General features: G+C 37.5%; 22 protein-coding genes. 8 read left to right on the top strand and 14 right to left on the bottom strand.

Annotated features, from left to right (window positions below; translation table 11 throughout):
* Positions 1 to 78 precede the first annotated feature (78 nt).
* Complete coding sequence (locus tag Q4591_RS12750) at positions 79 to 852, top strand: bifunctional 2-polyprenyl-6-hydroxyphenol methylase/3-demethylubiquinol 3-O-methyltransferase UbiG (RefSeq protein WP_303461305.1); 774 nt, start codon at positions 79 to 81, stop codon at positions 850 to 852.
* A 1,774-nt stretch (positions 853 to 2,626) separates the two neighbouring features.
* On the opposite strand, the gene Q4591_RS12745 is transcribed toward Q4591_RS12750, so the two are convergent.
* From Q4591_RS12745 to Q4591_RS12715, 7 genes are all read right to left on the bottom strand, one after another.
* A complete protein-coding gene (locus Q4591_RS12745; protein ID WP_303461303.1) occupies positions 2,627 to 3,916 on the bottom strand; it encodes a site-specific integrase in 1,290 nt (429 codons plus the stop codon).
* 111 nt (positions 3,917 to 4,027) lie between these two features.
* On the bottom strand, positions 4,028 to 7,414 hold the full coding sequence (locus tag Q4591_RS12740) for a PAS domain S-box protein (protein WP_303461300.1): 3,387 nt from the start codon (positions 7,412 to 7,414) through the stop codon (positions 4,028 to 4,030).
* A complete protein-coding gene (locus tag Q4591_RS12735) occupies positions 7,401 to 8,624 on the bottom strand; it encodes an EAL domain-containing protein (RefSeq protein WP_303446176.1) in 1,224 nt (407 codons plus the stop codon). Before Q4591_RS12735 ends, Q4591_RS12740 begins: the two co-directional genes overlap by 14 nt.
* 200 nt (positions 8,625 to 8,824) lie before the next feature.
* Positions 8,825 to 9,208 (bottom strand): STAS/SEC14 domain-containing protein, encoded by a 384-nt coding sequence (locus Q4591_RS12730; RefSeq protein ID WP_303461298.1) that lies wholly within the window; start codon positions 9,206 to 9,208, stop codon positions 8,825 to 8,827.
* A 303-nt stretch (positions 9,209 to 9,511) separates the two neighbouring features.
* Positions 9,512 to 9,814 (bottom strand): YkgJ family cysteine cluster protein, encoded by a 303-nt coding sequence (locus Q4591_RS12725; RefSeq protein ID WP_102438623.1) that lies wholly within the window; start codon positions 9,812 to 9,814, stop codon positions 9,512 to 9,514.
* 199 nt (positions 9,815 to 10,013) lie between these two features.
* A complete protein-coding gene (locus Q4591_RS12720; protein WP_102438621.1) occupies positions 10,014 to 10,703 on the bottom strand; it encodes a pseudouridine synthase in 690 nt (229 codons plus the stop codon).
* Positions 10,704 to 10,746: 43 nt separating this feature from the next.
* Complete coding sequence (locus Q4591_RS12715) at positions 10,747 to 11,499, bottom strand: hypothetical protein (RefSeq protein WP_102438619.1); 753 nt, start codon at positions 11,497 to 11,499, stop codon at positions 10,747 to 10,749.
* 365 nt (positions 11,500 to 11,864) lie between these two features.
* On the opposite strand from Q4591_RS12715, the gene Q4591_RS12710 reads away from it, so the two are divergent.
* Complete coding sequence (locus Q4591_RS12710; RefSeq protein WP_102438617.1) at positions 11,865 to 12,293, top strand: hypothetical protein; 429 nt, start codon at positions 11,865 to 11,867, stop codon at positions 12,291 to 12,293.
* A gap of 51 nt (positions 12,294 to 12,344) precedes the next feature.
* Here Q4591_RS12710 and Q4591_RS12705 read toward each other — a convergent pair whose 3' ends face one another.
* Entirely contained in the window at positions 12,345 to 13,073 is a 729-nt protein-coding gene (locus tag Q4591_RS12705) for a DUF4937 domain-containing protein (RefSeq protein WP_303461296.1), read from the bottom strand.
* Positions 13,074 to 13,108: 35 nt separating this feature from the next.
* A complete protein-coding gene (locus Q4591_RS12700) occupies positions 13,109 to 14,080 on the bottom strand; it encodes a bile acid:sodium symporter family protein (RefSeq protein WP_303461294.1) in 972 nt (323 codons plus the stop codon).
* Between the two features lie 281 nt (positions 14,081 to 14,361).
* Here Q4591_RS12700 and Q4591_RS12695 point away from each other — a divergent pair, with 281 nt between their 5' ends.
* Positions 14,362 to 14,541 (top strand): DUF6435 family protein, encoded by a 180-nt coding sequence (locus Q4591_RS12695; protein WP_102476817.1) that lies wholly within the window; start codon positions 14,362 to 14,364, stop codon positions 14,539 to 14,541.
* 34 nt (positions 14,542 to 14,575) lie between these two features.
* On the opposite strand, the gene Q4591_RS12690 is transcribed toward Q4591_RS12695, so the two are convergent.
* Positions 14,576 to 15,388 carry a RecX family transcriptional regulator gene (locus tag Q4591_RS12690; protein WP_303461292.1) on the bottom strand — a complete coding sequence of 271 codons (813 nt, stop codon included), beginning with the start codon at positions 15,386 to 15,388 and terminating at the stop codon, positions 14,576 to 14,578.
* A 166-nt stretch (positions 15,389 to 15,554) separates the two neighbouring features.
* Complete coding sequence (locus Q4591_RS12685; RefSeq protein ID WP_303461290.1) at positions 15,555 to 15,959, bottom strand: hypothetical protein; 405 nt, start codon at positions 15,957 to 15,959, stop codon at positions 15,555 to 15,557.
* A 493-nt stretch (positions 15,960 to 16,452) separates the two neighbouring features.
* Between Q4591_RS12685 and Q4591_RS12680 the strand changes: the two genes are divergently transcribed.
* The 3 genes from Q4591_RS12680 to Q4591_RS12670 all read left to right on the top strand — a co-directional run bounded on the left by Q4591_RS12680 (position 16,453) and on the right by Q4591_RS12670 (position 19,110).
* Positions 16,453 to 16,860, top strand: coding sequence for a LexA family transcriptional regulator (locus Q4591_RS12680; RefSeq protein WP_102476820.1), 408 nt, complete (start codon positions 16,453 to 16,455; stop codon positions 16,858 to 16,860).
* 40 nt (positions 16,861 to 16,900) lie between these two features.
* On the top strand, positions 16,901 to 18,157 hold the full coding sequence (locus Q4591_RS12675; protein WP_303461288.1) for a Y-family DNA polymerase: 1,257 nt from the start codon (positions 16,901 to 16,903) through the stop codon (positions 18,155 to 18,157).
* Positions 18,158 to 18,453: 296 nt separating this feature from the next.
* Positions 18,454 to 19,110: a YgjV family protein gene (locus tag Q4591_RS12670; RefSeq protein ID WP_241901023.1), complete on the top strand. Its 657-nt coding sequence runs from the start codon at positions 18,454 to 18,456 to the stop codon at positions 19,108 to 19,110.
* Between the two features lie 138 nt (positions 19,111 to 19,248).
* On the opposite strand, the gene Q4591_RS12665 is transcribed toward Q4591_RS12670, so the two are convergent.
* A complete protein-coding gene (locus Q4591_RS12665) occupies positions 19,249 to 20,322 on the bottom strand; it encodes an HlyD family secretion protein (protein WP_102439841.1) in 1,074 nt (357 codons plus the stop codon).
* Complete coding sequence (locus tag Q4591_RS12660) at positions 20,319 to 20,804, bottom strand: magnesium transporter (protein WP_102439840.1); 486 nt, start codon at positions 20,802 to 20,804, stop codon at positions 20,319 to 20,321. The genes Q4591_RS12665 and Q4591_RS12660 overlap by 4 nt, the downstream gene beginning before the upstream one ends.
* 195 nt (positions 20,805 to 20,999) lie before the next feature.
* Between Q4591_RS12660 and Q4591_RS12655 the strand changes: the two genes are divergently transcribed.
* Complete coding sequence (locus Q4591_RS12655) at positions 21,000 to 21,797, top strand: LysR family transcriptional regulator (protein WP_102439839.1); 798 nt, start codon at positions 21,000 to 21,002, stop codon at positions 21,795 to 21,797.
* A 19-nt stretch (positions 21,798 to 21,816) separates the two neighbouring features.
* Positions 21,817 to 24,561, top strand: a complete 2,745-nt coding sequence (locus Q4591_RS12650; protein WP_303461285.1) for a bifunctional acetate--CoA ligase family protein/GNAT family N-acetyltransferase — start codon at positions 21,817 to 21,819, stop codon at positions 24,559 to 24,561.
* Here the strand turns inward: Q4591_RS12650 and Q4591_RS12645 are convergent.
* Positions 24,558 to 25,517, bottom strand: a complete 960-nt coding sequence (locus Q4591_RS12645) for a GGDEF domain-containing protein (protein ID WP_303461342.1) — start codon at positions 25,515 to 25,517, stop codon at positions 24,558 to 24,560. The genes Q4591_RS12650 and Q4591_RS12645 overlap by 4 nt on opposite strands.
* Between the last annotated feature and the right edge of the window lie 202 nt (positions 25,518 to 25,719).

Genomic DNA, 25,719 nt, shown 5'->3' with positions numbered 1-25,719 from the left:
ACATGCTCGTTATTTCAGCATTGTTTTGATAGGGTGCTTATTAATAAATAGCTTTGATAAAATTATGCGGAGTATCAATTGCCCCTTTTTGCTGAATATGAAAAACAACAGAAATTGAGAAGTTGGGAGAATTACCTTAGGTTTATACCGTTAAGTCAAAGTGACACTGTAGTTGACCTTGGCTGCTCCGTAGGTGATGTATCTCGTGTCTTTTCGCTCCGAGTAAACAATGTTATAGGCATAGACATTAATAAGGAATTTATTGAGTTCTGTGATTCTAGGAGGACTTGTAACGAAGACTTTGTTCTTAGCGACTTTCAGAGTGCTGATTATTTATCCTTTGGTGATATTAGCGGTATTTGGGGGAGCTTTTCTTTATCTTATCTTAGTAACCCATTAGATTACTTAAAAGTTTTAAACTCTGTAATGAGCGATGTAGGCTGGATTGCATTATTGGATGTATCCTGCTTTATCTCAGGCAACCTTGCTAGAGATAGCAAGTATTACGCTAGAGTAAAAAGTTTTGAATTAGAGTCATATAGGTCTGGTTTATATGATTTTGACTTTGGTTCCAAAATGCAAGGTCTGTTGAAGGATGCTGGCTTTGAGATTGTATATTTCGATAATGATGTAACTGATCCTGAATTGAATTTTTCTGGAGCTGCGGCATCGGAAATTATCGAGGGCTGGTCAGCAAGGCTCAATAGAATGAATAAATTAAGCCACTTTCTTGGCGAGGAATACCCTGATTTTTGTGATGAATTATTATCAAATCTTGGTTCTAATACTCACGAGAAACAAGGGAATGTCAGATTCGTAGTAGCTAAAAAATCTAACAAGCCTCTGAATTAAGGTTTACCAAAGATGTCATGCCATTTGTTGAGTAAATCGCCCGCCAGCACATGGTTCGCTTATTAGATGGAGGGGCTACTGCATGACCGAACACTATACATTTTCTAATCACACCACTCATTTTCAGAGCCTTAACTCTAGCTCATTTCTGTCCAGGAATGGGTTAGGGGACTAGCAACTTCTTGCTCTAAAAGAGCCATACAAAATTTAAATGGGACATATTTTTTCTTTTATTCAGTTGTATGGACTAGGGCACTTTGCTAATTATAATCTGAAATGGTGAGGGGAGTTAGACCGATAAAAAGTATTGATACTATAAAATATGATGAGCAATAAACGTCGATATTACAAATAAAACTCATAAATATAATCGTTTTTAGCAATGGGTAAACCACCTTTCAATGAGCTTGTTTATAGTTAGAACACATTATTTCTACGATTAATTCGCATCACACTGCGAAGTAGTTGGTTAGTAAATGGATTCCAAATGACTGCATTTTAATACTATTCCTAGAAAATATTTTAAATATTAAAGACTATCTTTTATGACTTAAATAAATAACTAAATCAATAGATTAAAGTTTTTAATAGCATTTAAAACGTTATCGGCATTAAATGATTTCAAGGTTTAAGGTTCTTCTATCCACTTGTAGTCTATTGACGGATACCACTTTACTCAGTGCATTTTCTATCCATTTATTAAACAAAAATAAATAATTTTTAGTGTTTATTATCACTATTAACAAAGCCTATAAGACCCCATATAGCAATAAAAATCAAATAATTTCAGTGTTATACAGCGAGAACGGATTGAATAATTCATAGCTAAGACCCACACAAAAAATTGTAATATTACCCATTAATTATTGAGGCTAAATTCTTGTGTAATGCATTTGGTTTGATAATTTTAAACATTAATTTCAAAGTAAAAATTGTAGTTCTTTTAGACTTTCACATTAGTAATGCATACAATTGATTTAACTTGAAAAATTAGCTAACAAATTATCTGTTTAGTGTAATTAACAGTTTTGCTGTACCTGGAAACTAACTATAGAAAATCAGTAGTGTTAAGTCATTAACGGTAAATTTATGCATCTCAGTTTAAATTATATAGGCCCATTGCCTTAGCCTTAGCCATAGCCATAGGCTCAGATTTCACGTAGCGACGCCTAATTAACGAGCGTTTATTCATTTGATTAGCTTGGCTAATGTTAACCAATTAATGATAATCTCATATTTTTCATCAATTTAGAGTAAGCGATAATTATTAAGTATAGGTATTCGAGTTTACAAATTACACCAATGAGAATGTCAGAATAATAATTATGTATACCTACGGAGTAAATCAAAGCATTAATCTGCAACTAAAGCATACAGAGTAAACTCTACAAACTGGACTCAATTTAACTGTAGTTATCCCAAGTAGCGCATAGTTATTGGTATAAGGGTATGAAAAATCTCATGGCGCCGTAAGATCCCGATCTAAGTCGCAGACATCACAAGGGCAAATAAAAATCTCATTGCGCCGTAAAATCTCGATCTAAGTGGCAGGGCTCACACATACGAACTTTCGAATCCTTAAAGGCATAAGCTATTTAACATAATATACATTGTGCGCAGTTGTGTGTGGGTATTTTTATATGCTTTTAAAGCTACATTAGACAACTAACATAGCTTTTAAATATGACCTTATTTTAAATTCTGAGCCTATTACCTTGATTATATCTTCAGATTTCACATAGCGTTGCCTGTTAAATATGCATATTTGATGACATTAATTAGCTAAATGATTAAATGGTTTATTTTGTGCACTTTGATCACGTTCTGCCTGGCTAGTATGTAAATATTGTGACGTGGTATCAATACTTTCATGGCCTGCATCAGCTTGAACATGTGATAATGGTCTTTGGTTTAAATTGATGTCATGAGTTATACCGGTATGACGAATATTGTGTGCGGTTAGTTTCCTCATGAGTTGACTGTCATAATCAAAACCATCTTCAAACGCTTTATCTGCTGCGAGATTTATTAAGGTATTAATTTCTTCACGAATTTGTCTTATCCCTAGGTTAGCATTTAGCATTCCAGAATCTCGACCATGACCAGCGGCTTTATGTCTAACAAAAATCGGATGCGTTTCATTGGCACTTGGTAATGCTGACAGGCCTAGATATTCTCTATAGGATTTAAGACCTGTTAGTAGTGATTTCGAAATAGCAATATTTCTTGCTTTGCCACTTTTAGAAAATGGTACATAAAAATACCAAATACCAGTATGCGGATTCTTTTTAAATTGACTCATTAATGGCGAGTATCCAGCTCTAGCGCTGATTTCAGAAATTCTAAGATAGCAACTATAGAGTAAATTAATTAAAAACAAGCTACGTTGATGTTTTTCTGGCTGCGATATTGCTAACTCAGAAACTGTAGAAACCACGTATGACCATTGTAGTTCAGTAAAAGCATGATGATTATCATCGTCATCTTTTATGTATTTTTTCTTAACAGCAAAACGACTGTATTTGAGCCATAATTGTGCAGGATTTTTCTCTGTGTATTCTTCACTAATTAAATAGCTATACATAGATGATACTATTGCTATTTTGGTTTTTAGTGCGTTATCACTCAAACTATATGGTTGTGGTTTTCCAAGTATTTTTTTACCTACAAATGGCCGCCATTGTGGATTTGGTATTCTTTCATTTATGCTTTTTTCTAGCTTAAATTGTGGCACATTAAAATAACCAATAAATTCGTTGGGTGGTGTTTCGCAGTATGCAATATACCTGGCGATATCTTTTCTAGTTACCATTATTGGCGATATTACAGCCACATCAAAACACCAATGTAGAAATGTGGTTAATTCACTTCGGTAGGCTTTATAGTTATTTTCACTATGCCGTTGCTCATATAACCAATCAGAGCAATGTTCAATAATTAAACCGGCATCAGTTACATTATCAAGAGAAATTTGAGTGATGTATTGATTAACGACACTATTACCTTCAAGTAAGAAGTCAGCAGAGTCAAAAAGCGGTAATACTGGTGGTAGAGTGTAATCCATATATTTTATATCTAATTAAAACATGTACTTATTCTAGCATTATCATGATGCCGATAACGTTATTTATCGGCATTAAAATCAATATTTTACTACTACAATCCCATTATTTGCTTACGAATCTTTGATTTGTAAAATTCCACGTTTAACTAATAAGTCCTTTATTCTTAGTGTTTCACTCTCAATTGTATGCAGTTTTTGTTTGATATCGTCAATTTTTGATGCGTTTTGCTCAATCCATTTAAACGTTTCCCCAATAACAGCAGCACCTGTCGAAAACGATATCCCTTTCAATGCGTGCGCTCTGGTTCTTATCAAATCAGATTGCCCTTCCTCTACTGCTTCAATCAATTTTTTAGTGTCTTGGGTAACACTATTCCAATACATTAATAAAATTTCGTCAGTTATTGTTTTATCATTGGTACCGATAATTTTAATTAAGTGCTTAAAATCAATACTATCATTAGCCTTATGGCGCTCAGTACAATCTACAACCTCCCCTATAGCTTGTGTGTTTTTGTCCCGACTCATATATTTACTTAGGGCAATTTTGAGCATTTTTAATTCAACAGGCTTAGCAATATAATCATTCATCCCTGCCCTAATACAATTTTCAAATTCACCGACAAGCCCATTGGCAGTTACTGCAATAATCGTCGTTGGGCTTAGCCCTTTGCGACTTTCTTCTTTACGGATTTTTTTTGTTAGCGCAAATCCATCCATATTAGGCATATGACAATCAGTAAGTATTAAGTTGAACCTGCCTGTTATCCATAATTTATATGCTGCATTTCCATCTACTGCTATTTCATGTTCATATCCTAGACTTTCCAATTGATTACTTAATACTAATCTATTCGTTGGCTCATCTTCTGCGAGTAAAATCAGATTACGATTTCGCTTTTTATCTACTTTAAGCGCTACCTCTTCCCTATGGTTTTTCTCTATTTCTTTGTTTAGATCTAGTGTTGGGCTTTCAAGTTCACATAAAATAGCTAAACCATGGATTAAGTCGCTGGGTTTTAACGGCTCACACTTGACGACATAGGTCAGTGGATCAATGTAGCCATTATTTTTTATCTGATGTGGATTTAAAATTATTGTTTTTAAGCTTGTTGATTCTAAAATATTAGTTTTATCGACTGCAGATGTAATCACTACAACTTGTTCATCTTTTATGGCGCACAAATTCTCTAGCTTATCAATTCCAACTTGGCTGACATGTAAAGGGTTTAATTGGGCTATAATGTCCTGACAACACTTCGAAAGTTCTTTTGATTCATGAATAATATAAAAACGGTATTCACTAAAATCTAAATGTTCAAATTCATATTTCGTATTTTTATTTTTAGTTATAGGGATTGACAGTCTAAAACAACTGCCCTTTCCTAATTGACTTGTTAATTTAATTTCACCACTCATTAATTCACTAAATGATTTACAAATACTTAACCCTAAACCTGTGCCACCAAATTTTCTTGTAGTCGATGTGTCAGCTTGAATAAAAGGTGTAAATAATTTTTTTTGTTGTAACTCTGAGATCCCAATACCGTTATCTATGACATCAACAACCAAAGTAACACTAATCCAATCAAATCTTGTTTTTATAATCACAACACCTTTTCTTTCTAAGCTTGAAAATTTTATCGCATTGCCTACCAAGTTAAGAATTATCTGTCTGAAGCGTACGGCATCAATTTTAACTTTATCTGGGATTTTTAAATCAGGACAAATATATAGCTGTATATTTTTATTATTTGCATTGATACAGAGTGCATCTACAGCTCTTTCTATTAAAGAAAGAATGCTTACTGATGTCAGTTCTAGTTCAATTTGTCCCGATTCAATTTTTGAAAAATCTAAAATGTCATTAATAATATCTAATAACGAAAACGAAGAATCCTTTATGGTTGCCGTCATACGCTTTTGTTCTGTATCTAAGTGAGTTTGTCTGAGTAAATCAATCATACCGATTACACCATTCATTGGTGTTCTGATCTCATGACTCATAGTTGCTAGAAATCTAGATTTGGCTTCGTTAGCATGTTTTGCCGCTTGGGTTTCTTTTTCTAACTCGATTTGAATTAATTTTTCATGGGTAATATCAATATTGATGCCAAACATCATTGTGGGTTTATTATTTTTATTACAAGATACATTCGCCGCGCACCGAACCCAAACTAACTCATTGGTTTCAAGGTTAAAAACTCTAAACTCAATTTTAAAAGAGCAGATGTTATGAATAGCAGCTAAGATATGATGTTTAATTTCTTCAACGTCTTCTGGGTGAACAGCATTAAGCCAATCTTGGTAAACAAGCTGTTGGTCTAAATTGATCCCATATAGCAGTCGCGTACCTTCATCCCACTTTAATTTATTCGTAACTAAATCTAACGACCAATTATTTACACCTCCTGCCTCTGATGCGATAGTGAGTCCGGCTAATAGCTCTTCTCTTTCTTTACTTATATTTATTAGCGCTGTTTCTATATTTTTTCTATCTGATATATCTTCAATTACAGCGATCATATAAATAGGTTGGTTTGTGACATTATCACACACTAATGATACTGATATGTTAGCCCAAAACTCACTTTTATCTTTCCTAACATACTGTTTATCTAGGTTAAAAAAATAAATTTCTTTACGAAGCAGTTGCCTAATTAGCATCTCTGATTTTTCTATATCAGTATCAACAGTCAAGTCTTTTATTGATAACTTACAAAACTCTTTCTCGCTGTAACCAAAAATTTTGCATAGCATTGGGTTAACTTCAACAATGTATGAATCAACATTTACTCTTGCGATACCAATTGCAGCTTGATTAAAAGCTGATTTGTAAATCATTTCTTTATTAAATAGTTTTACATACAAATCTATTTCGCGTTGTAATTGTTCTTGTTCCGCGGTGATATCTCTTATTAGTGCGAGGTACAATGTTTCATTTTCATGTGGTAGTTTACTAATTGAAATTTCTATAGGGATATATAATCCAACTTTATTTAAAAAATATAACTTTTCAGGTTTACTCACTAATTTTTTAATCCGCTCAATCATAGTGTCAGTTGATTTTTGATGAGTAGGTTCCGTAAAAAACAAAAATAGTGATAAATGGCTTGTTATTATGTCGTCTTTACAACAGACCAAAATCCTTTCCACTCGTTCACTAACATTCAAAATAACACCGTCTTTGTCTATTAGAATATAACCGTCTTTACTTAATTGTGATAAAACATTTTTATTAAAAACATAAAATATTTTCTCTATTAGGTCGTTATTCAGTTTTTCAGGAATGACTTCTTTCCTACAATGGGTAGTTGGAGTTTCGATAATAGCTAGCTCATGCTTATTCAATTTACTTAAATGTAGATAAAGGATTAGCAGCCAACATGTAGCGAAAAAAGTGAGTGTTATCATATGGCCAGCTAAAACAACAATAGCAGCAAGTAACAAAACCCCATATATTATAAAAATGGAACCAACCCTTTTAAGTCCGTTCACATGTTAATTCCCTTTGAAATTTTACCCCGTAATCAAGCCCCTCCTTATTAATAACCGTTATTATTTTATTGGCTGGAAAAGGTTTACAGAAATAGAATCCTTGAGCAATATTGCACCCCAGTTTCTTAATTACATCTACAGTTTCTTTTGATTCAACACCTTCTGCAATCGCTGTCATTTTAAGATCATTGGCAAGTAAAATACTTCGTGTAAACAAAGCTTGAGACTTAGTATTTGTAACAATATTTTCAACAAAGCATCTGTCTATTTTCAGTTCATGAAAAGGTAACATATGTAATTGTTCTAGTGAGGCAAAGCCTGTACCAAAGTCATCGATTGATAGTTTAAATTTCATCATGCGTAATCTCAGTAAAGCTACAATCATCACTGATGGGTTTGAAGGGATTGCAGTTTCAGTTAGCTCGCAAGTAATCGAATTGCAAGATATTTTATTTTTACTGGTTACTTCTTCTAACCAAAAAGGTAAGTCCTCTTCATCAAGCACTTTACCTGAGATGTTAATTGATAAACTCAACGAACGATATTTTACATCCAATTTAGCAAAGTTTTTTATGGCATCTTCAACAACAGCTTTGGTAATACTTAGAATAAATTTATTTTCTTCTGCTGCATGTATAAATTGAGAAGGCGAAATCACTTTATCACCATCAACTATTCTAGCTAATGCTTCAAAGCCACAAATTTGCATGGTGTCAAGATTATATTGTGGTTGTAAGTAAGCGCGAACATTACCTTTATTTAAGTGATACTCTAATTGTTTAGATGTGAGGGTTGCTATGACTTGTGTTTGAGGCATGCTATCAGCATTAGTGGCTTTAACCAAAAACTCACTCAGCATTGTTGCGGTGATGGGTTTACGAACTACACCAAGAATATTAAGATGATAATAAGTGGCTAATACTTTAGCAGAATTAAGTAAAGTTTCACCTTCTCCGCTGAATAATACAATAGCACTGGTATATTGAATTTCTATGAGTCGTTGAAGTAAATATAATCCGTCTTTTACGGGCATATTTAAGTCACAAAATATCAAATCAAAATGTTTTTGTTTGATTAAATTAAATGCTTCTAATCCATCAGCCGCCTCGATAATTTCATAAGTCCCTAGTTGTTCTAGACTTCTTGTGAAAATTCGTCTAACTATTGGCTGGTCATCTACTACTAAAATTGAGTTAATGTGCTTTTTCACTCAGATCCCACCCATCGAATGTCCATTTCTTACTATGAGTATAGACCACTTAAACAAAACAGGTAGATAAACTAATTTCTATATTTTTTGTATTTTTTGTATTTTTTGTATTTTACAGGCAGCAAACATACCCGAGTATTCTTTAAATTAATTAACGAATTTTAAATAATCATTATTAATAACTGCATGTTATTAAACATTTATTTTTCTAACCATGCTAACGCCTTTGCTTTTTCTTCAAAAAACTGTACCTCACCACTCAAAAACCAAGCTGCAACTTTAGCACTATAATTTTGCCAATTTTTATTACCCCAAATAGCCACTTTTTTAAATTCATTATTATGTTGCAGGCCAAGTTTTAAATCATCCCAGGCTGCTCGAAGTTCCCAGCCATCAAGTTCAGTTCCATCAATAAACACGTTTACTTTCGGGTGTTTTACCTCAGCTAACGCCGCATCGAGTAATGGCGTTATGACTAAATAGTCGTTATGAGTTAAAGTGCCAGTCGCCTTTAATGATAAGTACACATCGTCGTTAACCCGTTCTATACCAATACTCAATCCATGTGTTTTTACAGATGACATAATAAACCCCTTAGTTTATTGTGGGTATAATTAAATTTAGCAGCTTTTAAGCATAATTAAAGCTTTTGTTAGCTTTTAATGAGCACCTGATTGATAGAGGTTTATTTTAAGAACTGACTTTAACACTTGTAAAAATCTAGCAGCTGTAACAATAAAATCTGTGATTGTTGTTAAGGGTTATATCATTTTTAAGGCAAGTTAGAAATATAGAAGAACTTCGGGTTACTCATTGAAAAGTATTGTCTTTTTATATAATCAACCCCACTCATTGAGGCTGTGGCCGCCTCGTAAGCTATAATTAAGTTATTTGTCTAGCTTAACAATATGGGTTCTTTCTTGTTCACACTCATAAGACCCCATTTCAAACTCACGGCAAATCCACGGTCTATTTTCATAAATAGTACACATTAACGTTTCTCTATCTACTGCAGCGCACCATCCATCATCTAATCGTTTCATGGTTTGGCTACCCCAGCTGTCTTCACTGATGTATTGCTCTGGTACACCGGTGTCAGAAATAATCATCACTTCAAGTTTGCAGCAGCATGCTTGGCAACTTGAACAGGTGATTTCTGGATCAACAATGGTCGTGATATCAATAGTCATAATTTACAGCTTATAAGTAATGGCAAGTTTGAAGTGGCTTTTGAGGTTATGTTTTACGTTTTGGTAAAGCATAGAGTGTTAAACCTAAATATACAGCGGATAATAGCTTAACGAAGTGTTATTCACTATCGCAATTGTCATTTAAAGACTCAATTTAGTGATGTTTTATCATTGACAAGCCAAGGTGATGAAACATCCATCAGCTATTGAACGAATTGACCTCAGCTTCAGTAAGGTAACGCCATTGATTACTGGAAGTATTTAATTTTATCTCACCTATTTGCTCACGATGAAGCTGGGTTACTTTATTGCCCACAGCAAAAAACATACGTTTAACTTGATGGTAGCGACCTTCAGTAATACTTAGTAGCACCTGGCTTTCGTTTACTGTTGTGATTTTAGCTGGCAATGTCGGTTTGGTTTCACCGTCCAGTAAAATCCCCTGCTCTAACTGTTTAATCGCTTGAGTTGATAGCGATTTAGCTAAATGTACCCGGTATAGTTTCGCGCAGCTCATTTCAGGGCGAGTAATATTAAAAGACCATCTGCCATCATCAGTAATGAGCACTAAGCCCGTTGTATCTGCATCAAGCCTGCCAACAATATGTAATTCGTCTTTATTATCGATATCAATATCGTTAAACAATGAAGGATAATGTCCATCGACATTTGAACAAATCTTGTCTGCCGATTTATGCAAAAGTAGATATCGAAATGGCCTTGGAGTTAACGTCTGACTATTTAACTGTATGAGGTTATTCTCATGGACTTGGTGTTTTACATCCTTGATAACCCCATGATTGACACAAACTTGCCCTGCTTCAATTGCGGTTATCACCTGAGTTTTAGTCAGTGCAGTACTTCTTAATACAAATTTATCTAAACGCATAAGGTCCTAATACAATTGCCAATAATCGCTTCAAATAACTCGTTTAATTCCAGCTTTGTTCAATTGCGGTCGATAACGCAGAAGAGTAACTTGATAAAATTGCAGTGTGGCCAGCGGTAAACATGGCAAAAGAAGCATCTATAGGTTCTACAATACCTGTGCTCGTTACATCAACATTTAAAGTTGGAAACAACATCGTTTTAGATTTGATTACGATATCTTGTGCTTCCGTTAGTGAATACTCATCATTAGAGAATGCGGCATTAGACAAAATCGATAGCTCTGAATCTGAAACTTCTTCTATACTTGTGGCATTGTCTAAGGCAAGTACTGAATCTTCACTTGAGTCTGCTAAGTTTGCGATTTTATAATCTTCAGGCTCAGACCATGTGTAGCTATAACCACTATCAAAATCATAAATTCGACTATTTTCAAACTCGATTTTTGCTATCGCACCATCAGCAGGCAAATGAAAAATTACTCGGCTAGCATTGGTACTTTTGGCATAACTATTTTTTAATAACACATCATTAAACGTGTATTCTACTCTTAGTTCAAGGGCACTTTCGTCATTGTAATTGCTGACACAATGAATGCTTATGTTGTCGGTAGCATTACATAAACGTTTAACCGTGGTCTCTGATAAACCTAGTTGTTGAGCATTACTGCTAAAGTTTTTATCTATTTTTGAGTCTTCATCATCGTCTCCGGGATGTAAAATACCGTCGATGAGATCACAACCGCCAAGGTTCAAACACAACACGCTAAAAGCAACGAGCTTAATTTTTGAATCCATTTAACTACTACTCCAATATCTAATATCACCTCATTTTGACACGATAGCATTGTTTTTATAGGTTAAATAGTAAAACCTTAGCTTCATCATGCTTGCTTTCAAAGCTTTAAAATTAAGTCAACATTCATGGTTATTTCAGCTCCAACATCATTAACGTTTAATTCCTATGGTCTAAATATCAACCAGCTCATTAAACACAGCCTATATATGTAGGATTCAATCCTTCATATGGCATTCAGCACAGCGTTAATGATTGATTATGATGTATTTAAACAAATCATCGTAAAAACTTAAAACAGTAGTTATCGGCCTAATTTTAGGTGATTTTAAACATATTTTACGAATTAAAAATTTAGGGTAATAGAATGAAAAAGACATTGGTTGCAGCATTACTTATTTCACTATCTGCAGGTGTTTCTGCAGAGACATTGAACGAAGCAGCCCATCATAAATTAGACTCAGCAATGGAGCAGTTAATAACATTAGATGAGCAAACTGATATTCTTATCACTGTTGATAAAAATGCTAATTTTGAACGCGTTACCTATCAAGGATTTGTCAAAGACGTTTATAGCGAAATTTATACCACAAGCCACAAAGCTAAACAGCTTGGGCTTGAAAAAGTGAACAAATTCTATGTTTATAATGAATCTAATATAGATAAGTTAAGTGATAAAATTGCCGTAAAAATTGATCAAGATAAACCAAAGGCATTCTCAGTTGATTTGTACCGAAACTATCGCAATGACTCTGGTAAATTTAGCTATATCGCTCGTATTATTGAATACAAATAGACTTTTTATTTACCGGTGACTTTTTATTAAAATTAGGCAGGCTGTTGAATATCAGTCTGCTATATCCTTAGCTATTTCAATAGCTCTTGCTTGCACATTCCATTTCGCCTCTAGCTTAATAACCTGTTCAGATAACGCTGTTAACTGCCCTTGTTGTTCTTGCTTTGGCTGGATTTTATTTTGCATTAAAACAACTTTTTGTTGATTGCTCCACCAGCAAACCAGCATGAACTCAACTTTTGCTTCTACGTTTGTATCTTCTTGGGCACTAGCTTGTGACTTAAGTGAGCAACTAAGCCTTAAAAGCTGGCAATCAATCAACCCCTTTGATGAGTAGTTGTCAAAGTAAAGTTGCTGCAGTTGCGCCATTTGCGCTAAATCAGCCACATAATGACTAATGCTGATAATCTCTGAGTTGAGGTGAGCCACAACTAAGTTTGACGATGTTGGCAACATTTCAAAATACTTAACCTGGCAGGTTTGGTAGGTTTTACCCTGATGATTAGTGGTAAATATTTGATCGTGCGTAGTTTGCATGAAGGCAGTAACATCTTCAACTGACTGCCAAAACCCGAAAACCACGGCGGTATTTATGTTTTTATCATGCAACGGTGCAGCATAATTTTGCAAAGGTAGTTTATTTAAATCAGCGCGCCAGCCACCCGCTTGTGCTAAAAATCCGCTACAATTTTCTAATTGCTGCCAAGCACATTGGCTTGCTGTAAAAGCGGCAACATTATCATCATCTACAGTGCAGCTAATTAGTTTTAAAATTGTCATTACCCATCCTTATGCATTGAATTTAATCAGTTACATTATTTTGCTAATCGCTTTGCATAGCGATTAGCTAACAGTGCACAATAAAAAATCTGTATTGGGTGATACAGCATGATGGGTAACAAAATCATTCCCAATGCGGGATCAGATCCAAAAATAACCTGCGCCATCGGTACTCCAGCTGCCAAGGTTTTTTTAGTGCCGCAAAACACCGCGGCGATTTCATCTTCCTTATTAAATTGACATCGCTTAGCGCCCCATTGGATCCCATGCACCATCAACAACAGCACTAGGGTACAAATGGCAATACAATACAGCAGTAACCAAGCTGAAAATTCACTCCAAATACCATTAATAACCGAATCACAAAAGGCATTGTAAACAATCAAGATGATGACGATTTTGTCTACTTTGTTTATCACGGATTTATGTTTCTCTATAAAGCGCAGTAATAACGGCCTTAAAAGCTGGCCAACAATCATTGGAATTAATAATAGTTTGGCGATAGAAAACACCGAATCCATCAGGTTTAATTCAGCGCCATCGAGATTCATAAACAGCTGAATAAATAATGGCGTTATAAAAACGCCTATAATACTTGAAAGCGATGCATTGAAAATTGCCGCAGGTATGTTGCCTTTGGCTACGCTTGTCATTGCTACTGAAGAAGATATGGTACTTGGCAATACGAATAAATAGCAAAAACCAAACGCTAGCGCTGCAGGCATAAAGGCTAAAAGTGAATCCCCAAAAAGTAGCCACAGGATCGGGTAAGCAATAAAAGTGGCCGATTGAATATAAAGGTGTAGTCGCCAGTTAGTAACGCCCGCTTTTATTGCCTTAGGTGACAGGTTAAGCCCATGTAAAAAAAACACCATGGCAATACCAATAGCCGTTACTTGATCAAGCTGTAATATCCCGCCAGACTTGCCCACATCAGCTGACACCATAGCCAATGCAATCGCTGCAACCATAGCGACTAAAAACCATTCTTGTTTTAATTTACTCATTATATTCATATCAAAAAATTTAACCTTAACAACTTAAAAACGTAAACTTATTAAAAAATCTCTTTACTGCAATGATTCTTAGGTTGAATTTTTTTCACGACTTTTTGATGTGCCGAATAAAAAGCGAACCTAGGGGCTCAAACACTGTTAGCAAGCATGACCAACAGCAATTTAATTTAACAGCCAATATATAAACTTACGACCATTAAAATTGCACTTTTATAAACTATTTCCTCGTTGAGGCGTATAACTATGCATCTTCTTTCTAACAGGATTCACCTATGTTTGGCATATTCAAACGAGATCCCATTAAAAACTTACGCAAGCAATATGATTTAACGCAAGAACAAGCCATGCAGGCACAAAGAAAGGGGGATATAAAAAGTTATGCTAGCCTTTCCTCTGCAGCAGAGAGTATTTGGCAACAGATTGAATTAGCACAACGACAAGCTAGTAAGTAGCTTTAAAACTCCAAATAGTTTAAATAGACAGAAGCTATGCATCATCATCTAAAGTCATGGCCTCTTTTATTTCATCACTATCAAAGCCTTTTCGAGATAAGTAAGCATAGGCTTTGGACTTTTCTTTATAGTCGGATAAGTCATAACGCTTTTTAGCCAGCTGACTTTTACAACTGAGATAAAAGTCTAACTCTTCTGTTAGGCTTAGTTGGTATATCAGCTCTTCGAAATCACTGACATCAAGAAGCCGCTGTTTTAATTCTTGCAAGATCAGCGTTTTGCCTTTGCCTTTATTATACAACTTGATAATTTCAGACTTCAGGTCAGCCTTGTCTGCTTTTATGGCTAATTTACTGCGCAGGGTGTCAACTTGAGGGTGTTGTGATAGTGCGTAATCAATTTCAGCGCGAGAAAACCCTTTGGTGGTCATCTGTGAATAAACTTTTTCTTTATTAGTGCCATGAAAGTGTTCAAATTTGTTTTGCAATCGCGCTGTCGCCATCTCAAATGAATCGACATTTTGCTCATGCATGACTTGTTCAATTGCGGTATCAATTTCAGCAACTGATACGCCTCTTAATTGTAATTTACGTTTGATAGCGCCTTTAGCCGTCTCATGACTAAAGGCCAGTTCGCAATAGCGAACGGCAAAATCAAAATCATTTTTCAAATAGCCACTTTCAATGAGTCTAGCGAGAACAGTGTCAATCCATTGCTGGTTATCGGTTTTACGCTCAAGCTTGGTGCGAATTTCATTGATAGTAAAATCTTGCTGACCAAGGTGCCAATAGGCACTGTTGAAAACATTCTCGATTGTTTTGGCTTGACGAAGTGGCTTACTTTGCATAAAAAATTTTAATTGATTAGAAATGACAAAGGCAGTTTAGCAGACCACTACTCTGTTCAGAACTAGAAGTTCTTGCCACGGTAAAATGTCTGCTTTATTCGTGGTAAATATTAATCGCTTTATGAATATTAACTATGCCCGTACATCTTAATTGTGACCGTACATCTTAATTATTTGCGTAGTGGACACAATCATTCTTTTTAGCCGTTTGTTGCAGCAGTTGTTTTAACTCTGTTTTTCCACCGCTTTTAGTATCATTGATTTGTTGTTCAATGGTTTGTGTTTGCATGACAATTTTTTCAATCGCTGTTTGTCTTGCGCCCTCTTCTGACTGGCCTGATAACACGAGTTGTTCAACAAGATCTGAATAGCGTTCGTAGACTACTCCTTTATAATAATCGGCCTGTGAAGTCATCGGAGTGTGGGCATATACAATTGAGCAGCTTAAAGCACTATTGATTTGCGTGAATGAATCCTGAATTTGAATGACAACGGGCTTTTGAGTCGATGGGCTAGCGATCGCGCCAAAAGATAATATTGCTAACATTGAAATGATAAATACTTTTTTCATTATGTTTACTCCCGTTGATGAACAACTGATTTCTGGCTGATTAAGCACTTTGCACTTGAACTCATCGTCAGTATTAGCGCTTTATAAAATTCTGATACTGAATTCTGATACTGAATTCTGATACTGATAATAAGCTTTAAACTTGCCTCTATTTTACCTACGTAAGCTAAACGTAAGCTGAACAAACAATTAACTTTTAACGTTTTTCCTTAAAGAATGCTTATTAGGTTATTTTCGGCTAATGGTTCGACAGCAGCTCGATAATAGTCGCCACTCAATCTTAAACACTCACGCTTACCTTGCTCATAATTTAGTACTTAGCAATGCTGTTTAGTTCAGCTCACTCAGCAAAGCATTCCCTCAATGCCCCATAACAGATTAAATAACCAACAATTCGCACGCTTATTCGACAACCTTACGGAATTTATTGCCAATTTTACGGGGACAGCTATAATACTGTATAAACACACAGTACTGTTGGGTGTCGATTGTTATGAAGGTTATTCCTATTTTTGCTTGTGCCGGTATTACTGGTTTTGAAAGTCCTGCTGCTGAATATCGGCAACTGCCATTAAGTTTAGATGAGCTATTGATTGAACATCCCAGTGCCACTTTTATTGGCCAAGCTAGCGGCGACTCTATGGAGAAAATCGGCATTTTTGATAAGGATATTCTCATTGTGGATCGCCATGTCAGTGTCGAAAACCATGATGTGATAGTGGCAAACTATAACGGCAACTTTGTCTGTAAGCTCATTGATATCAAGCGGCGATTATTATTATCGGCAAATGATCTTCACCAGAGTGTCACGATACAAGAGTATGACAACTTCAGTGTTGAAGGCGTGGTGATCCGTTCAATCCGTTGTCATCGCCAAAGCCCTATATTAGTTAATAACTAATGTTAGCTGATTAAACTAACGACTAACGGACAGTTAAATTATGTATGCACTCGTTGATGCCAACTCTTTTTATTGCAGCGCCGAGCAAGTGTTTCGCCCAGAGTGGCGTGGCCGTCCTATCGTGGTGCTGTCCAATAACGATGGTTGCATTGTGGCGGCTAACCGCCAGGCAAAAGCATTAGGAGTGGGTAAATTTGGTCCTTACTTTGAAGTGCGCGATTTTTGTGAAAAAGCAGGCGTGATTGCGCTTTCCTCCAATTATGAGCTTTATGCCTCTTTGTCTCACTCTATGATGGAAGTGATTGGCCGCTTTGCACCTGAGCAACATATTTACTCTATTGATGAGTCATTTCTGTCATTTAAACATTGTTACCCTGCGATCCCGTGTTTATTAAGCCATGCTGCTATGATCCGCCGCGCGGTATGGAAAGAAACCCGTTTACCTGTGTGTGTCGGTATTGCTGCCACCTTAACCCTTGCCAAAGTGGCCAATCATGCCGCTAAAAAGCTCCAGGGCTATAACGGGGTATGTTATATCCAATCCATTGAGCAAAGAAATGCCATTTTAGCGACAATGAAAGTCACCGATGTGTGGGGGATCGGTTCGCGGATCGGTAACAAATTACATGCCATGGGGATCACCACCGCACTGGATCTGGCTAAATTACAACCAGGCATTGCTCGTAGCCAATTTAGTATTGAAATCGAGCGTACAGTCAGAGAGCTCAATGGCGAGGCTTGTAAAGGCTGGGATAGCGCCAGAGCAGATAAACAGCAGATCTTTTCAACTCGTAGTGTCGGTGAACGTATTAGCGATATAGACTCATTATTACAGGCGCTCAGTAAGCATGCTGGTATCGCGGCAGCCAAAGCCAGAAAGCAAGGCTCTGTGGCTAGCACCATACTGATCTTTGCCAGTAACTCCCCTTATGATGAACAGCCTAATGGCTTTAAATATCATTACCGCTGTGCATATCCAACTAATGACAACCGTGAAATCATCAGTTACGCAGCAGAAATTGCCCGTAAGCTTTATAACCCCAATACTCGCTACTATAAAATCGGGATTGGATTGTTAGATTTATCACCGGTCAAACATTTGCAAACAGACTTGTTTGCCCCAGTAAAAGATCCTGCCTTGATGCAGGTTTTTGATAAGTTAAATCAACGCTACGGTAATGATGCAATATTTGTCGCCGCCCAAGGTATTGGAGGTAAATGGCATATGCGCCGTGAGCTATTAACCCCGCAATACACCAGCTGTTGGCAAGATATTCCGCAAATCCACTGTGGCTAAATTGGTGATAAATTGATTTGCGTGTGCTGGTTTTTATTCTGACTTGGTTCAGGTTTAGTTGTGGCTTTAAATTAGCGTAAAATGGATAACTAATATCAAACCCAAACAGTACATTAATCGATCTTAAGCTCAACAAAAATACAACTTAGTCAACTCTAGCTGTTCAAAAAACACTCTCCAGTTCACAGTTTTATATCTAATCACATGAGCGAGGCTATTATGCGATTTTAGCCATTGTGTTATTGCTGAAAAAAACGACAATACGCATCCTTAATTTTCTTGGATTGTGCTTGCCTGTGTTAGATTTTTCCGCATTTGATTTTCAGTTTATTGCCGAGCCCCTATTTTACTTTCAGCTTATTGGCTTTGTCTCAATGGCCATTGGCTGGTGGGCAAATAGCCAACAACAAGACTGCAAATTTATTCATGGCAATATGATAGCGTCAGTACTTACCGCAATCCATTTAGGCTTATTAGGCAGCTTTCTCGGCATGGCCAACCAACTAGTTAATGTTATTCGCTTTCGTTTATGTCAAAGTTTGAATAGCAATAACCAGCAAAATCTTGCATCGACTGCCTGGTTAACATCGCCTTTAGCCATGTCACTCAGCTTTAGTATTATTGCCATGACGCAGGGTTTTCTATGGGCTGAGCATTGGAGTGAATGGTGTGCGGTTATCGCTGCAGTCGTAATGAGCTTTAGTTTATTCTTCTTAGCGGGCAGTCAACTAAGGTTAGCTATGGTTGCCAGTAATGGATTAAACCTGATGCTTTCAATATATTTGATGTCATGGTCAGGAATACTCTACCAAGTAATGACAATAGCAATATTGGCACTAGGGCTTATGCGCGAATTTAGCGACTACTATAACGACCAGCTCAACCAAAACTTTGAGCAAAATAGTGCCCTTGAAAGCTGTAATGAAACACAAGTGGCACTGTCTAAAGGTTAAAGTAATTAGCTTGAATCAATTCAGTTAGGATGAGTAAACCCTGTGGTAATAAGCAATTAAGAGCGAGTCATATTACTCACTCTGCTAATGCTAATACCAATGACTCGCAACGAAAGCACATTCACTAGAACGCATTCACTAAAGCGCATTAAGGTACGACTTTAACGCTTTAAGCCTAACAGTCGCCGCGCCAATGATATCCATAAAGCCCAATGCTGGATGGGGTTTCTCAGCAGAAATCCAAGCTGAGCCGGTTGCCCCAATCGGTAATGAATAACCTTCAGGTTCTTCAAACTCAATAACGACTGTACGACCATGAGAGCCGCCATTGTTACCCACATGCTGGCGCACATGTTGACTGCCACTCATGGGGTTAATCATGGCTTCGCCCGTACCTGAAGTAATGCTGTGCACTCTGCCTCTAAAGATTTCTCCCGGATAAGCATCCACATAGAACTCGGCAAACTGCCCAGGTTTTATATAGCGATATGATTGATCGGCAATGCGCATTTCTAAAAATTTCTTACTGGTATCAAACAAGTGCATATTACCCAAGCGGGTGCCTTCAGTTACATTGGTAATGGCAAGCTGCCCATCATATTGAGCCCGTATTTCACGACGTGAATCTGTCCATTTAGCCGATTCAATATCAGCCTCAATAGCTTGCATTTGCGCTGTTTGCGCGCCCAACTGGGCAATATTGGCAGCCACTTGGGCACGATTGGCATCAATCTGCGCTTGTAAATTATCGCGGTCCACCTGACTTGCATGCTCTTTTAAGGCCGTTAGACGCGCTAAATTACGCTCATCATTATTGATACTGACATTTAAAGCGTTAATTTGTTGGATTGCGGCAGCGTGCTGCGCTTGTACTGCATTTTTACTGGCTTCAAGGGCTTTGATTTGTTCCGTGCTATCCACTGATACTAAGGTGTAAATCAAGTCCCCTTTTTTAACGATTTGGTTATGAGTCACATAGACGTTTTCAACTTCCTGACCAATGAGTGGACTTAGCACTGCATGAGGCGCTTTAATGGTTGAGCTATCGGTTAAATCAGCGGGTGACCAAAAGCGATGGCCAGTAAACAATGAAAAAGCAATAAACATTCCTAAACCAATGGTGCGTACCGCATTAGTAAGGTTCCATTGAATGACCCCTAATTTGACTAAGAGCCATATAATTAACACATAAGGCAACATGATCTCTTTCATGATTTAACTCCTTTGATGCCATTACTAATGATGCTTGATAACCGTTTAGATAGGACATCCCAGCGCCCAAAAGCAATGATTATCGCCAGTACCCACCAGGTCTTATCAATAAACAAACCACATAAAGATAAAGCAAACACAATTTGGGTATGGGCACTCGACATGGCTTCTGCCTTATGAACTGCAACTTCATGTAATTTCCAAAATAACAGCAGTACATAGCAAATGATCAAAATGGTGACCACAAACACAAAGCCCATAAAAAATTCAGAATCTAATAGGGTTAAAATGCTGGGGTAGCCATTAACAAAGTAGCCTTCAGGTAATTGCTTACCGTGTATTTGAGTGAGTAATGAGAAGCCATAACTTAAAAGTCCGATAACCGATAACGATAAAATAAATGTGGTCATTTTTCGCACATAGAAAGATAACTTATTGCTCAATGATGGTTGAACCGTGTCGATATCAGGTAATTCAGTCATAAAGATCCTAAAAACATGAGATATTTAACAGGGAGAGTAACAATGTCTCGCTGTATATGAGCTGAATATTAGCAATAACTCACTGTGATAACGGAATAACCGATATTCCAAATGAACTATTTACTTTAGTCCCAATGTACGCTTCGAATTTATAGTGTAATATATTGTTAAATTGCACTTATTTATCGGTATCTCATGGATTTGAATGCACTGAATGTGTTTGTCACCCTGTATAGATCAGGCTCGACCCAAAAAGCCGCCAAGCAACTGGGCCGCTCACAATCATTTGTCTCAAAAGTATTGGCTCAATTACGTGAAGAACTAAGCGACCCGTTATTTATTCGCACCGCTAATGGCCTACAACCCACCAGTTATGCCGATAAAATCGCCCCGCAAATCCAAAGTTCTATCGAGCAAATTAGCTTAGCCCTAGAACCAGAATACTTTGACCCTAAAAACCTGCAGTTCATTTCGGTGCACTTAGGCGAACCCTTGATGGTATTAATGGGTAAAAGCCTAATCAATGAATTACGCAAACAAACCAATGCCACCATAGAGTTAAGACAATGGCGAAAATCCAGTAATGATGGCTTGATCGATGGCTCCATTGATATCGGCGTGCAATCATTGCGAGACAGACCGCAGCAGCTGTATCAGAAAAAAGTGGCTTCTGGTTATGTTACTAAAGTGGGCAATGAGCAAGGGGAATTTGTAAAGCTATTAGTTGATGATTTAAATGAACATGTTGAATATTTTCGTGAATTAAATGAAAACCATAATCCGACAATCATTACCGACAACTATAGTTTACATCGCCAATTACTGGCCGATCATTACTCCTATAATTTTAAAATCGATGCTGAATTGCACAAAAAAGAAGTCGCCATAGACATGGCGATTATTTGTAGTTCATCGCGGCGCCATGAAGCTAAAATAGTATGGCTATCAGAGATATGTAAAAACGTCTTATTACAAGCAATTACCACGCGTTAATGATTATGCTGAGGGTATTATGAGCCAAAGAAGTATTCACACATTATTTAAACCCACTTCCATCGCCGTTATTGGTGCCTCAAATAGTGAAAAGCGCGCGGGGCGCGTGTTGATGAAAAACTTATTGGCCAGCGGCTTTTCAGGGCCCATTATGCCCGTAACCCCTAAATATTCCGCCGTTATGGGCGTATTGGCTTATCCCAATATTGAATCGCTGCCCATTAAACCCGATTTAGCCGTGATATGTACTCGCGCTAGTCGTGTACCTGATATCGTCGAAACATTAGCGCAGTTTGGCTGTAAAATCGCGATAATTATGGCCTCAGGCATGGCTGATGAGTTTGATGAACATGGTGTTAGCCTGTTAACTCAAACGCTGCAAAATGCAAAACGTTACGGCATGCGAATATTGGGATCAAATAGTTTAGGGATGATTATTCCCACCATTGGTCTTAATGCGAGCCTAGCGCATACCGGCGCTAAAAAAGGCAAAATTGCGTTTGTGTCACAATCTGCCGCCATTTGTACTACGGTGCTGGATTGGGCTAATAATAAAGACATCGGCTTTTCATCGTTTATATCTTTAGGTGATGCATCTGATATAAATTTTGATGAATTGCTCGATTATTTAGGTCGTGATAGCCGCACCAGCGCCATTATGCTTTATATTGATTCTATTAGTGAAAAGCGTCATTTTTTATCCGCAGCGCGCGCAGCAGCCCGTAATAAACCCATATTTGTGATTAAATCGGGTCGCAGTGCTGAAGGCGTTAAGGCCGCTATGTTGCACACAGGCGGTAAAGGCGGCAATGATGCCGTCTACGATGCCGCCTTTAAGCGTGGTGGTATGTTGCGGGTGCATGACTTAATTGAACTGTTTGCCGCAGTTGAAAGTTTGGCCCACTCCACGCCATTAAAAGGTGAGCGAGTCGCCATAATCAGTAATGGCGGCGGCCCTGCAGTATTGGCCGCTGATGAACTCATTATTAAAGGCGGTAAACTGGCACAGTTGTCAGATGACACCATCACACAATTAAATCGCATATTGCCAACAACCTGGTCTGGTCAAAATCCAATAGATATTGTCGGTGATGCTGACAGTAAACGTTATAGCCAAGCACTAACTATATTGATGGATAGCCAAGAAATGGACGCTATTTTAGTGCTGCATTCACCATCAGCATTAGAAGAAAGTGAGCAAATCGCCCAGAGTTTAATTGATGTTATCAAGGGCCATCCAAATCGAAACAAGTTAAATATTTTAACCAATTGGAGTGGTGAGGATTCAGCCTACACCGCAAGAAAGCGATTTAGTAAAGCCGGGATTCCGACTTATCGAACCCCTGAAGGCGCAGTAAAAGCCTTTATGCATATGGTCGAATACCGCCGTAATCAAAAACTATTGCAAGAAGTGCCGCAATCTATTCCAGATAATATTCCCACTGACACTAATACAGCGCGGAATTTATTACAAAAAGCCCAAGCCAATAATCGTTTTATTCTCGAAACCCATGAAGCCAGTGACATTTTAAAAGCTTACGGTTTAAATACCATAGATACAGAGTTTGCCAGTAGCGCAGAGCAAGCCGTTAATATCGCCACCAAGTTGGGCTTTCCTGTGGCACTAAAAGTCCAATCCCCTGACTTGATGTACAAATCTGATGTGCACGGTGTGGTACTAAACCTCAATAATGCTGAAGAAGTGTATCAGGCAGCGCTATCCATTACTTCCAGAGTTAAGGACACCAACCCTGACGCTGAAATCAATGGCATGATAGTGCAAAAAATGGCATTAACCGCTGGCGCTCAAGAAGTGCGGGTCTCTGTGATTAATGATCCTGTTTTTGGCCCTGCAATTTGCCTTGGTGAAGGCGGCTCAGAATGGGACCCGACACGTGATGCTGCAGTTGCCCTACCGCCACTTAATATGGCACTGGCGCGCTATATGGTCATTCAGGCGTTGAAAACTCACAAACTTAGAGACAGACATTTACCCCTTGGTTTAGACATGAACGCACTGTGTGTGATGCTAACCCAAATATCGCACCTGATTATCGATTGCCCTGAAATCGCTTCTTTAGACCTTAACCCAGTGCTCGCCGCAGGTGAAACCATTACCCTGCTTGACGTTAACATGAAGCTCAATTGTACAGATATTGATCCCAAAGCGCGCTTAGCGATCATGCCATACCCAAAAGAGTTAGAACAAAAGGCCACCTTGAAAAATGGCTTGAAGGTCATGCTCAGGCCCATTCTTCCTGAGGATGAGCCAAAGCATTTAGCCTTTGATAACTCACTCAGTGATGAAGATCGCTATAAACGCTACTTTGGCGTTCGTTCGAAAATGACCCATGAGGAAATGGCGGTTTTAACACAAATAGATTACGCCAGAGAAATGGCATTTATCGCCACTGCAGAAGATGAAAATGGTGAGGCAATCACCTTAGGTGCGGTGCGAGCATCGACTGATCCTGATAATACAGAAGCAGAATTTGCTATGGCGGTGCGCGGCGACTATCAAGGAATTGGTTTAGGTAAAATGCTATTAGAAAAACTGATTAACTATTATAAAACCACTAATACTCCTGTGTTAGCGGGCTTTACCATGTTTGAAAACCGCAGTATGGCAAACCTCGCCAAAGGGCTTGGCTTTACGGTATCTTTTGATATGGATGAGCACCTGATTAAGATGCATATGGACTTGCCCCAATGTGAAGCTAACCCGCAAGCTAAAGCGGGTATAGACTCTGCCGATAAACATTAGCCTTTAACACAGTTGCGACCTGATGATTTCGCTTGATACAGCATTTCATCAGCGCGACTTAACCAGGTATCACTATCATCTCCAGGGTGGATTTCAGCAGCCCCTATCGATACTGTGATATTGCCTAAATGCTGCTTTTTTTCTTTACCAATGGTGAGCTGCTTATCTGCAATACGATTTTTAATTTGCTCAGCCACCGTTAAGGCATCTTGTAGCTTAGTATTAGGCAATAAAATCACAAACTCTTCACCGCCATAGCGGGCAACGAAATCATTACCTTTTACCGTTTGTTTTAATGCAAAAGCCACAAATGCCAGCACTTTATCGCCAACTAGATGACCATAAGTATCATTGAATTTTTTAAAGAAATCGATATCTATCATTAATAGGCAACAAGGTATATTGCTATGGCTAAACAAACTGACTTGCTCTAAAGCAAACACCTCATAGGCACGGCGATTATTTAACGAGGTTAATTCATCGGTCATTGCCACTTTACTTAAACTGGTCATTTCATCTTTTAAAGTCGTTAATTCATTACCCAGAGAGTCTATGTCGGCTTTCATTAAATCGTTGTTTAATAGCACCTTCTCCACTTCAAAACTAATATTGACGATTAACTCGTTAAGTAATTGTGGACTTGGATTTGACTGCAGTTCCTCGTTTAAAGAATGTAAGCTCGATGAAAAGTCACTAGTACCAGAAGAAAGCTGACTGATCTTACTGTATAAGCTATTGATGAGTAATTTGGTTTCAATTTGAACATTATCAATGACTTCTGGAGACTGCTCTTGAATAAAGTTGTTATAAAGGCCTTGATTGACCGCGGCGGTAAACTCAACTTTATTGGCAATTAAACCATCGATCGCACGTTTTAAGTCTAAATTTGTTTCCGCATAATACTGATACCAAATGGCATAATTTTCTGGGGTAACCGGTATATGCAGCGCGGACATTTGCGGCACTGCCACTCTTAGTATTTGTGCAGAATTTTCTAAACTCGTCTTCAATTTCACGTCCTATGATTTATATAAGTCAATGTAAGCCCAGCAAAGGTAACGCTATACTTAAATGCTAAAAAATTAAATTTAAAAAAATATAACCCTTTTACGCATTTGATACGTTTAAAACAATAACAAGCATAACAATAACATTTTA

The organism is Shewanella sp. 3_MG-2023 (assembly GCF_030548765.1).
Classification (GTDB): domain Bacteria; phylum Pseudomonadota; class Gammaproteobacteria; order Enterobacterales; family Shewanellaceae; genus Shewanella.
This window is presented reverse-complemented; position numbering and strand designations above follow the sequence as displayed.